An 11,792-nucleotide genomic window follows, 5' to 3' on the forward strand; every position below is an offset into this window, starting at 1 on the left:
ATTTTTGTTTTGAGGCAATCACCATGGGAAATTCCGATAATCTTCCGTCCACTTCCGGAAAACTGCGTTCTCGCGCCTGGTTCGATAACCCGGCCAACGCGGATATGACGGCGCTTTATCTCGAGCGTTACATGAATTTCGGCTTGAGCCAGGCGGAATTGCAGTCAGACCGTCCGATTATTGGTATTGCCCAGACCGGTTCTGATCTTTCGCCTTGCAACCGTCACCACCTTGAGTTGGCCAATCGCCTGCGCGAAGGTATCCGTGAAGCTGGCGGCATCGCTATCGAATTTCCAGTCCACCCGATCCAGGAAACCGGCAAGCGCCCGACCGCTGGTCTCGACCGTAACCTTGCTTACCTCGGCCTCGTTGAAGTGCTGTATGGTTACCCGCTTGACGGCGTTGTTCTGACCATCGGTTGTGACAAGACCACGCCTGCCTGTCTTATGGCGGCGGCCACCGTCAACATTCCGGCAATTGCACTGTCCGTCGGCCCGATGCTGAACGGCTGGTTCCGCGGTGAGCGTACCGGTTCTGGTACCATCGTCTGGAAGGCACGCGAACTTCTCGCCAAGGGCGAAATCGACTATCAGGGCTTCGTGAAGCTGGTTGCTTCCTCTGCACCTTCAACCGGTTACTGCAACACCATGGGTACGGCCACGACCATGAACTCGCTGGCTGAAGCACTCGGCATGCAGCTGCCAGGTTCTGCCGCTATTCCGGCTCCTTACCGTGACCGTCAGGAAGTTTCCTATCTCACCGGTCTGCGCATTGTTGAAATGGTCAAGGAAGACCTGAAGCCTTCCGATATCATGACCAAGGATGCTTTCATCAACGCAATCCGCGTCAATTCGGCAATCGGTGGTTCTACCAACGCACCGATCCACCTCAACGGTCTTGCACGTCACGTCGGTGTTGAACTGACGGTTGATGACTGGCAGACATACGGTGAAGACGTTCCGCTGCTGGTGAACCTGCAGCCAGCCGGTGAATATCTCGGCGAAGATTATTACCATGCCGGTGGCGTCCCGGCCGTGGTCAACCAGCTCATGACGCAGGGTCTGATCAAGGAAGACGCCATGACGGTCAATGGCAAGACCATTGGCGACAACTGTCGCGGTGCGATCATTGAAGACGAAAAGGTTATCCGTCCTTACGAACAGCCTTTGAAAGAACGTGCCGGTTTCCGCGTACTGCGTGGCAACCTGTTCTCGTCTGCCATCATGAAGACCAGCGTTATCTCGGAAGAGTTCCGCAACCGTTACCTGTCCAACCCGAACGATCCGGAAGCCTTCGAAGGTCGTGCGGTCGTGTTCGATGGTCCGGAAGATTACCACCACCGGATCGACGATCCGTCTCTGGCTATCGATGCCAACACGATCCTGTTCATGCGTGGTGCAGGTCCGATCGGTTATCCGGGCGCAGCTGAAGTTGTGAACATGCGTGCACCAGACTACCTGCTGAAGCAGGGCGTCAACTCGCTGCCTTGCATTGGTGACGGCCGTCAGTCTGGTACATCCGGGAGCCCATCTATCCTCAATGCTTCGCCGGAAGCCGCCGCTGGCGGTGGTCTTGCGATCCTGAGAACCGGTGACCGCGTTCGCGTTGACGTGGGTCGCGGCAAGGCTGACATTCTAATCTCCGGTGAAGAATTGGCTGCACGTTACGAAGCTCTGGAGAAGGATGGCGGTTACGAATACCCGGCTCACCAGACTCCATGGCAGGAAATCCAGCGTGCCATTGTTGGTCAGATGGAAAGTGGTGCCGTGCTCGAGCCTGCGGTGAAATATCAGCGTATTGCCCAGACCAAGGGTCTGCCGCGTGACAACCACTAAAATACAAGCTGTTCTCCGCAATTTTTTGTGGAGAACACTCCCGCTCTGAATATGTGAGCGACAGTATATTTGCTGCATCATCGTGAAAGCCGTCCTTAAGGGGCGGCTTTTATGCATTTTTGATAAGATTCTTACTTATGCGTCGTAATCATTCTATTTCATTAATTGGTTCTCAATACCCCCCGTTGATGATGGTTTTCCATGGGGTGAGGCCTGTGAGAAAAATACAAACCGGACACAGTGCCTTCGTATGACTGGGAATTACTTTGTCACATGGTTCAGAAAATTATCCGTTCGATTGAAACGGGGGTGCCACAACAGGCAGGCGCTCATATCCGCCAGCCGACACTTTTCATGCGTGTGAACGCGTGGAGGCGTTCGCTTGTTGGTAAAATCACCCTTGTTTTTCTGGGCGGAGTAATTTTTGCCTATGGCGCCGGAGCTTTTGTCGGCTGGTCGATGTTTGTGACTGCCGCCAGTGAACAATGGCGTAACCAGGCGCGGATCAATACCCAAATCGCCAGTGCTACCTTGCGCAGCATCTACACCTACATTGCTGTCAGTGTGGATGATGGCGGGCAGGTCGATCGCATTGTCACCGATCAGCCGATCGGCGATGACGAATCCGTCCTGGTGACCGGTTTCAGTCCCATCGATGTGCTGGCGCTGGTCAGTGCGCAAACCAAAAAGACCACGTGGCTTTACCGTTATGATACCGAGCAGGCTGCATTTGTCAGCGTTGCCGTTGCCTATGATGGTGGTTCCGGGTCAGACGTATTGGCACCGATCCATGATCCGATATTTCAGGATTATGGTGGCAAAGGTGAGTTTGCCACCGGCTTTGCGCAAATCGACGGCGTCAAACATTATATTGGGCTGCTGCCGATCGTGAAAAACCAAGGTGGCGAGGTTATCGGTGCGGTGGCGACCAGTATCGGCACGGCTTCGGAGCTTTACAATGTCCAGCAACGGTTGCTCCGGAACTCCCTGTTGGTTCTGCTAGGGGTTTTTAGCGTCACAGGCATCATCGTCAGCTTTGTTGCCAAGCGGTTTCTCAAACCCGTTCCGGCGCTTATTCAGGCGACGTTGCGTATCGCCAACGAAGAAACCGATGTGGAAACACCGTTTCGCAACCGCAAGGACGAAATCGGTGCGATGGCCACAGCCATTGAAAGCCTGCGTGAGGCGGTGGTCGAAAGAGGCCGGTTGCGACAGGTGCGCGATATGGCGCTGCAAATGGAGCATATGGCCCACCATGACGGGCTGACCGGGTTGCCCAACCGTGCCTTGCTAATGAAAACCATGAATGCCTGCCTGGAAGAGACCGCCCAGACCGGCAAGATGTTCAATGTCATGTTGCTTGATCTCGACCGCTTCAAGACGGTCAATGACACGCTTGGCCATGCGTCAGGCGATGCGCTTCTAGTGTCCACCGCATCGCGTGTTCGTTCCGTACTTGGTCCTGATGACATCGCGGCACGTCTCGGTGGTGATGAGTTTGCGATTGTGCAGAGGGTGAGCCGCAATCCATTGCGCGAGGGCCAGAAGCTGGCTTCGCGCATTCTGGAATCCATCTCCACCAGTTTCATGCTGGATGACCATGAAGTGATGGTTGGCACCAGTATCGGCATTGCCTGTGCGCCTGCGCATGGCGTGTCTGCGGGCCAGTTGCTGCAAAATGCCGATCTTGGTTTGTACCGTGCAAAGGCAATGGGGCGCGGCATTTCCGTGTTCTATGAAGAAGGCATGGACATGGCCGTTCAAGACCAGCACGCGCTGGAAATGGACATGAAATTTGCCTTGCAGAATAATGAATTCGAGCTGCATTATCAGCCGATCATCAATCTGCATGATGGCAGGATTGCCGCTTATGAAGCGCTTGTGCGCTGGCGTCACCGCAAACAGGGGATGATCCCGCCCGACAAGTTCATTCCGCTGGCGGAAGAAACCGGCTTTATCATTCAGCTCGGCGAATGGATCCTGAAACAAGCCTGCACCGATGCGATGAGCTGGCCTGATAACATCAGGCTGGCTGTAAACCTTTCTGCCGTCCAGTTGCGACAGAGCAATATCGTCGGAACGGTTGAGCAGACCTTGCAGGAAACCAGATTGTCACCTGAGCGCCTTGAGCTTGAGGTGACGGAAACCGTAATGCTGACCGGTGCGACCAGCATTGCGGCCCTGGTCAAACTCAAGGAAAGTGGCGTGCGTATCGTTCTTGACGATTTCGGAACGGGTTACGCCTCGTTCGGGGCGTTGAGAAACGTGCCCTTCACCAAATTGAAGATCGACCGCGAATTCGTGGCTGGCTTGCCGGATGATGCGACCAGCAACGCCATTATCAGCGCCATCACCACATTGGCGCGGCAGGTGGATATGGAAGTAACGGCCGAAGGTGTTGAAGGGCCGGGGCAGGTAGCGGTGCTGAAGGTTGCAGGTTGTACGGAAGCGCAGGGTTATTACTTCGCGCGGCCGATGCCTGCGTCGCAACTGTGCCATGACCTGTCGACAGGGAATGAAGATTTTTTGAGGAAAGCAACGGCTCACGGTTGAGCGAAACAATACCTTTTCAGATGTTTAGGTAAATCAGCAGGAGACTTGGAATGCGTAAATTTGCGTTGTCTCTTATTATGCTTGGCAGCCTTGTGTCCTGGTCGACAGCCAGCGCGGAAACGACAAGTGTGACATTACAGGCCATATCCAAATCGGGAAAAATCCGCATTGGTTATCGTGAGGCGGAACCTCCGTTTTCCTACCGCTTGCCGTCCGGTGAGGTGGTCGGTTTTTCCATCGATCTCTGCAAAAGTCTGACAGACCATATTCGACAATATCTGAAGCTGGACAAGCTGGATGTCGAGTATGTCATGGCGACACCGGCCACTCGGTTCATTCTCGTCAAAACAGGCAATATCGACATTGAGTGTGCGGCAACCACCAACACGGCAGAGCGCCGCAAAACGGTGGACTTTTCCTATTCGAATTTCATGACCGCAACGCAGTTCGTGTCACGGACCGAAGACGGCATTTCCAGCATGAAGGATTTGACAGGGCGTTCGGTGACCTCGGCATCCGGCACGGTCAATATTGATCAGCTGAACCAGATCAACCGCGAGCAAAAGCTGAACATCGCGGTCATTCCAACCAAGAATAACGAAGAGTCCTTCGAACTGGTGGCCTCGGGACGAGCATCAGCTTTTGTGATGGATGGTATTTTGCTGGCGGCAATGATCGCCCAGTCACCAGACCCGTCGAAATACAGGCTGTCTGAGGAAACACTGAGTGAACCGGAGCCTTATGGTCTGATGCTTCGCCATGGAGACACAGCCTTCAAGACGCTGGTTAATGACAGCCTGAGGGAGATTTTCGCGGGAGATGAAATCAAGGCACTTTACAGCAAATGGTTCACTTCGCCGATACCGCCGAGCAACATGAATATGAACCTGCCGATGTCTGCAGCTTTAAGAAAAGCCTACGCAGCGCCAGTGGAGTTTAACGATTAATCCACATGCTGTTGTTTGATGATGAAATGAAGCTCATGCTTTCAGAGGATCACCATGTTGCGACTTAAAGCTCTGCTTTTTACCGGCTTGATGATGGCGTCGTCCGGTCAGGTTCTTGCGAATGAACCGGTGCCGACACTGGAGAGAATGACACAGTCAGGCACTATCAAACTGGGATATGCGACGAAAAACATTCCGTTCTCCTATCTCGATCACAAGGGTGAACCGGTCGGTTATACGATTGATTTATGCAGGCGGGTTGTCGATCTGGTGAAGCAAAAACTTTCCCGGCCTGACATCAAAATTGAGTTTGTTGAACGCACTGCCAGTAACCGCGTGGTGCTGTTGAATGACGGGTCTATCGATCTGGAATGTGTTTCGAGCACCAATACCGAAGAACGCCGCAGAAGCGTGTGGTTCTCCTATAGCCACTTCATTACATCGACGCGCTTCGTGACGCTTAAATCCAGCGGAATCAACTCGATCAACGATCTGGCCGGACGTACGGTCGTCGTTACCAAGGGTTCGACCAATATTGCCCAACTGAACACCATCAACCGTGAAAAGAGCCTCTATCTGGCGCTGGTGCAGGGCGTCAGCATCAATGATGCGTTTGATATGGTCACACAGGGCAAGGCATCTGCCTTCGTGATGGATGGAATTCTGCTGGCGTCTCTGGTGGCGAACTCGCAAAATCCGGAGAACTATGCGTTGTCTGCGGACACGTTGTCAGAACCGCAACCCTATGGGCTAATGTTGCGTAAGGACGACGTTGGCTTTCGTGATGCGGTCAATGACGCTTTGTTGACGATCTATAAAAGCGGCGAAATCAACAACATCTACAACAAATGGTTCATGACGGATATCGGACCTGATGGCGTCAACCTCAACACGCCGATGACTGACGATCTGAAGGCGGCATTCGACAATCCTGTCAATCTCGGCGGCTAATACTCAAACTTTTCAAAATGTTGGCGGCGTGCACGCGCTGATCACTTCGCAGGGAACCACTCCCACGCAGCGAAAACGGTGCGGGCGACGGCTTTCAAAATAATAGGCATCACCCGGCCCGAGAATGCGCCGTTCATCTTCCACGATGACTTCCAGCCGACCGCTTAAAACAATGCCGCCTTCTTCCCCTTCATGGACAAGTGGCACTTTGCCGGTGTCAGCACCGGGCTGATAACATTCTTTCAGAATTTGCAGGCTGCGGCCAAACAGGTTGTTGCCCACCTGGCGAAAAGAAATCGCGCCCTTGCCGATTTCAGTCAATTCTTCCGCTGCGTAAAAGAACTGCCTTGGTTTTTCCGGCTGAAACGCGAAGAATTCGGCAAGGCCGATGGGGATTCCATCCAGAATGCGCTTTAATGCGCCAACTGACGGGTTGGAGGCGTTCGATTCAATCAAAGAAATGGTGGAATTCGTGACGCCTGCACGTCTCGCCAATTCTCTCTGCGAGAGGTTGTGAAGCGTTCTTAAATGTCGCAACCTGTTGCCAATATCGACTGACATGCCTCAACCCTGTTGTCGTTGTTCGAAATATCGAAACATTAGCTCTTCGGCATCAGTTTTTTCAATAGGTTGGCTTGTTGAAGAAAAAGGCTTGTTGAAGAAGGGGAAATATTTCACAAATTGGCAAACATGGAGAGCATCATGAACGCGCATAGCAAACCCAATACACCCGTGCTTGAAAACTTCTGGATGCCATTTACTGCCAACCGGCAGTTCAAGGCAGCGCCTCGTCTGTTGGCCAGTGCCTCGGGCATGTATTACACCGACGTTGACGGCAACAAGGTTCTGGATGGCACCGCCGGTTTGTGGTGCGTGAATGCCGGTCACGGCCGTGGGCGGATTGCCGAAGCCGTCGAGCGTCAGCTTCGCACCATGGATTTCGCACCAACCTTCCAGATGGGCCATCCGATTGCCTTTGATTTTGCCGAAAAGCTGGCCGCCATTGCACCCGGCGGTGAAGCTGCCCAGCTGGACCGCGTGTTCTTTACCGGTTCCGGTTCTGAGTCCGTCGATACTGCGCTGAAGATTGCTATTGCCTATCAGCGTGCCATTGGGCAGGGAACGCGCACCCGCATCATCGGTCGTGAAAAGGGTTATCACGGCGTTGGTTTTGGCGGTATCTCGGTTGGTGGCCTCGTCAACAACCGTCGTGTTTTCCCGCAGATCCCGGCGGACCACATGCGCCATACACTGGATGTGGAGCGCAATGCATTCAGCAAGGGCCTGCCGCAGCATGGTGTCGAACTGGCAGATGATCTGGAGCGGCTTGTCGGCCTGCATGGCGCCGAAACCATTGCTGCCGTGATCGTTGAGCCAATGTCCGGTTCTGCCGGCGTGGTGCTGCCAGCAAAGGGTTACCTTGAGAAGCTGCGTGCCACGGCTGACAAATACGGCATCCTGTTGATTTTCGATGAGGTGATCACCGGCTTCGGTCGCCTTGGAACACCGTTCGCCACGGATTATTTTGGCGTTGTTCCTGACCTCGTTACAACGGCCAAGGGCATTACCAATGGCACGATCCCGATGGGCGCGGTGTTTGCAAAGCGTCCGGTTTACGATGCACTGATGCAGGGACCGGAAAACCAGATCGAACTGTTCCACGGTTATACCTATTCCGGGCATCCGGTTGCCTGCGCGGCTGGCATTGCAACGCTTGAAGTCTATGCTGAAGATGGCCTGTTGACCCGCGCAGCAGAGCTTGCCGAGTACTGGCAGGAGGCGCTGCACTCCTTCAATGGACATGCAAATGTCGTTGACGTGCGCAACCTCGGTCTGGTTGGCGCGATCGAACTTGCACCACGCGAGGGTACGCCGGGTGCCAGAGCCTATGACGTCTTTGTTGATTGCTTCAACAAGGGTCTGTTGATCCGCGTGACCGGTGATGTGATTGCGCTTTCGCCGCCGCTGATTATCGAGAAGGAACAGATCGATACGCTTGTGTCGATTATAGGGGACGCAATTAAAAGAGCCGCCTGATCAATCCTGAAAAAAGGCGCCAGTCACTGGCGCCTTTTTTGTTGGCTGTTTCGAAACACCATCATTGTTTGTCGTCCGTGTCCTGTCTTGCCGAGCGGGAGCGGAGCAATGTATGCGCTGACCGTTTTGGCTCCGGCAGCTTGTCTTCATCCAGTGAGGCGTAAAGCCAGTCGATAAACACGCTGACGATGGGAGCGTTGCGCATTTCGTGACGACAGGCGACGTGAAACGCGTCATCAGCCGGCACAGTCAAATCGAATGGCAGGACAAGCTCACCCTCGGCAATCAGGTTTGCAGCGGTGATGGTGTCGCCCAAGGCAATGCCCTGTCCATAAAGGGCGGCCTGTGTGGAAAGATGGGCGTCACTCATGAAGTGCTGGCGCGGGCGAGGTACGGCAGTTGCGTCTGCCGCCGTCAGCCAGGTGTTCCATTCCCGGCCGGTATCCCCATGCAGCAACACGTGATCCGACAGATCGCGTATCGAACGCAGTGGCCGGTTGTTGAGCAGGGTCGGGCTCGCCACCGGAAACAGCCGGATTTCGCTCCACAGGCTGCTCCATATGCCGGGCCACCGGCCGTTTCCATAGAGAATGCACAGATCAATATCGGACGAGTTGAGCATCGCCGGATCATTGCCGGTCATCAGCGTCAGGCTGATATCCGGAAACTGTTCCGAGAACCTGTTTAGCCGGGGGATCAGCCAAAGGGACAGAAGGCCAGCCACGCTGCCGATCGTCAGTTTTCCGCCGGTTGCAGGGCGTGCCATCAGCGCCGTGGCTGCGGCAATACTGCCGAATGCCTGTGTGACGACAGGTAACAGCAGTGCACCTTGTGAAGTCAGTTTCAACCGTCTGCCGCCCCGTTCAAACAGCACTGTGTTAAGCGACTCCTCGAGCGACTTGATCTGGTGGCTGATGGCGCCATGTGTCACGTTCAACTCCCGCGCGGCGGCTGATACGGAGCCACGTCTGGCAGTTGCTTCGAAAGCCCTGAGAGGGTTGAGAGGGGGCAGACGACTGGACATTGAGCATTGTCCTTGTGTGAGAAAAATTCACATTAATTGCTACAACAATGTGAATTGCTTTTTCAATTGCCTTGCGTTGAAATGACGAAAACATGGGCAGTATTTTTACAGTCCAAAAAATGTGCGGCGCACTTGGATGCGTTGCCGGTCAATGTGAATGGGAACCACAAGATGACATTCGACGACAAAAAGCTGCAAGAACTGAAAGCGAAGTATGGCGAAAGCCATGGCGGAGAACTGTTCGATCCCAAGTTCAGCAAGGTGGCGAGCAAGATCTTTTCCAAGAGCGGCACACGTGTTGCGCCCTATGCTGGAATGCCGACGCTGCTGGCTGCGCCGCATATGCCCGTCGACAATGACGAGCCGGATTTCGGCAATCTTCAGGTTGCCCTGCTTGGCGTGCCGATGGACCTTGGTGTGACCAACCGCACCGGCTCTCGTTTCGGGCCGCGCGCGTTGCGCGCCATCGAACGTATTGGTCCCTACAATCACGTTCTCAATTGCGCGCCGGTGCATGATCTGCGCGTTGCTGACATTGGCGACGTTGCATTCCGCAGCCGTTACCGTCTGGAAATGAGCCATGACGATATCGAAAAGCGTCTGAACCAGATTGTCGATGCCGGTGTTCTGCCGCTGTCAGTGGGCGGCGATCATTCCATCACCCATCCGATCCTCAAAGCGGTCGGGAAAAACCGCCCGGTTGGCATGATCCATATCGACGCGCATTGCGATACTGGCGGTGCCTATGACTTGACCAAGTTCCACCACGGCGGTCCGTTCCGCAATGCGGTCCTCGACGGTGTTCTCGACCCGACCCGCACGATCCAGATCGGTATTCGCGGCTCGTCCGAATATCTGTGGGAGTTCTCCTACGAATCCGGCATGACCGTTATCCACGCCGAGGAAGTAACCGGCCTCGGTATGCCCGCAATCATCGAAAAGGCCAAGGCAATTATCGGTGACGGCCCGACCTACCTGTCTTTCGATATCGACAGTCTTGATCCATCTTTTGCGCCCGGTACTGGCACACCGGAAATCGGCGGACTGACGACGCGCGAGGTTCTTGAGTTGGTTCGAGGTCTGAAGGGCATGAACATCGTGGGTGGTGATGTGGTTGAAGTGGCACCACAATATGATGCCACAACCAATACCGCACAGGCTGGTGCGCAAATGTTGTTCGAAATCTTGAGCCTGATGGTGTTTAGTCCTTCCGTCAAAAGCTGATGATGACTTATTATCCGTAACAAAAACTGGGGACGGTCTGATAAAAGAAGACAGGCCGAACAATAAAGGAGAAGTCGATGTCTGAAAAAATTACATTGCCGGTCAGTCGCCGCACGGTTCTGGGAGCCGGTCTTGCTGGCGCATCCATGCTGGCTATGCCTTCCATCCTGCGCGCGCAGGACAAGTCGTTGAAAGTCGGTGTTTACGGTGGTTACTTCAAGGATTCGTTCGACAAGAACATTTTCCCTGAATTCACCAAGGCCACCGGCATTGCTGTTGAATCCGTGGCTGAGCCGACAGGTGAAGCATGGCTGGTACAGCTTGAGCAGGCCGCCAAGGCAGGTCAGGCTCCGGCCGACGTTTCCATGATGTCGCAGGTGGCGGTTCTGAAGGGCCAGGCGACTGATCTGTGGGCACCGCTTGATCTTGCCAAGATCCCAAGCTCTTCCGGTCTGATCGATCGTTTCATCAACAAATATCCTGACGGTCGCGTGTCCGGTATCGGTGCGGTGTCCTGGTACATCACGCTGGTGACCAACACGGATGTCTACAAGGAAGCACCAACCTCCTGGGAAGCCCTGTGGGATCCGGCCAATGCCGACAAGATCGGCCTTCTGGCACTGGTGTCCAACTCCTTCCTTCTGGAAGTGACAGCCAAGACATATCTTGGCGGCACCAATGCACTCGACACCGAAGAGGGTCTTCTCAAGGCGTTTGAAAAGCTGGCGGAAGTGAAGTCCAATGTCAGCCTCTGGTACCGTGATGAGGCGCAGTTCGAACAGGCGTTGAAGTCGGGCGAAATCCCGATGGGTCAGTACTACCACGACGTAACCGGTCTTGCCGCTTCGCAGGGTCAGCCGGTTCGCTCGACCTTCCCGAAGGAAGGCGGCATTCAGGACGCCGGTTCGTGGGTTCTGTCACGTGCATCCAAGAAAACCGAAGAAGCGCATGCCTTCATCGAATATATGAGCCAACCGGCAACGCAGGCCGTGTTGTCGCGCAAGGTTGGCACAGCGCCAACCGTAAAGCGTGAACTGACCGACCTGACGGAGGAAGAGTTCGCGGCAGTGTCTTCGGATATCGATCCAGTTATCCCGCGTTACGATCTCTACCAGACCAAGTCTGACTGGTTGAACCAGAAGTGGACTGAGATGATTGCCGGTTAAGGCACTCATTTACAAAACAACATCCGGTCCGGGGGAAACCCGGATCGGCTTTCAA

The 11,792-nt window shown here is 54.4% G+C and carries 9 protein-coding genes; 7 read left to right on the forward strand and 2 right to left on the reverse strand.

Annotated features, from left to right (window positions below):
• Positions 1-23 precede the first annotated feature (23 nt).
• The 4 genes from M2418_RS00240 (at position 24) to M2418_RS00255 (ending at position 6,286) form a co-directional block, all read left to right on the forward strand.
• Positions 24-1,835: an IlvD/Edd family dehydratase gene (locus M2418_RS00240; protein WP_192487952.1), complete on the forward strand. Its 1,812-nt coding sequence runs from the start codon at positions 24-26 to the stop codon at positions 1,833-1,835.
• Between the two features lie 354 nt (positions 1,836-2,189).
• On the forward strand, positions 2,190-4,388 hold the full coding sequence (locus M2418_RS00245) for an EAL domain-containing protein (RefSeq protein ID WP_310503175.1): 2,199 nt from the start codon (positions 2,190-2,192) through the stop codon (positions 4,386-4,388).
• A 77-nt stretch (positions 4,389-4,465) separates the two neighbouring features.
• Entirely contained in the window at positions 4,466-5,335 is an 870-nt protein-coding gene (locus tag M2418_RS00250) for an amino acid ABC transporter substrate-binding protein (protein ID WP_259144663.1), read from the forward strand.
• A 54-nt stretch (positions 5,336-5,389) separates the two neighbouring features.
• The gene (locus M2418_RS00255; RefSeq protein WP_259142144.1) at positions 5,390-6,286 is read left to right on the forward strand and encodes an amino acid ABC transporter substrate-binding protein; all 897 of its coding nucleotides are present in this window, start codon (positions 5,390-5,392) and stop codon (positions 6,284-6,286) included.
• 12 nt (positions 6,287-6,298) lie between these two features.
• Here M2418_RS00255 and M2418_RS00260 read toward each other — a convergent pair whose 3' ends face one another.
• Positions 6,299-6,847, reverse strand: coding sequence for a cupin domain-containing protein (locus M2418_RS00260; protein ID WP_259142146.1), 549 nt, complete (start codon positions 6,845-6,847; stop codon positions 6,299-6,301).
• A gap of 141 nt (positions 6,848-6,988) precedes the next feature.
• On the opposite strand from M2418_RS00260, the gene M2418_RS00265 reads away from it, so the two are divergent.
• Positions 6,989-8,323 (forward strand): aspartate aminotransferase family protein, encoded by a 1,335-nt coding sequence (locus M2418_RS00265; RefSeq protein ID WP_259142148.1) that lies wholly within the window; start codon positions 6,989-6,991, stop codon positions 8,321-8,323.
• Positions 8,324-8,384: 61 nt separating this feature from the next.
• On the opposite strand, the gene M2418_RS00270 is transcribed toward M2418_RS00265, so the two are convergent.
• A complete protein-coding gene (locus tag M2418_RS00270) occupies positions 8,385-9,347 on the reverse strand; it encodes a LysR substrate-binding domain-containing protein (protein WP_259142150.1) in 963 nt (320 codons plus the stop codon).
• Positions 9,348-9,518: 171 nt separating this feature from the next.
• Here M2418_RS00270 and speB point away from each other — a divergent pair, with 171 nt between their 5' ends.
• Both speB and M2418_RS00280 read left to right on the forward strand, forming a co-directional pair.
• A complete protein-coding gene (gene speB, locus M2418_RS00275) occupies positions 9,519-10,571 on the forward strand; it encodes an agmatinase (protein WP_259142186.1) in 1,053 nt (350 codons plus the stop codon).
• Positions 10,572-10,648: 77 nt separating this feature from the next.
• Positions 10,649-11,737 carry a PotD/PotF family extracellular solute-binding protein gene (locus tag M2418_RS00280; protein ID WP_259142188.1) on the forward strand — a complete coding sequence of 363 codons (1,089 nt, stop codon included), beginning with the start codon at positions 10,649-10,651 and terminating at the stop codon, positions 11,735-11,737.
• Positions 11,738-11,792 lie beyond the last annotated feature (55 nt).

It is taken from the genome of Rhizobium sp. BIGb0125 (assembly GCF_024810055.1).
Taxonomy (GTDB): domain Bacteria; phylum Pseudomonadota; class Alphaproteobacteria; order Rhizobiales; family Rhizobiaceae; genus Agrobacterium.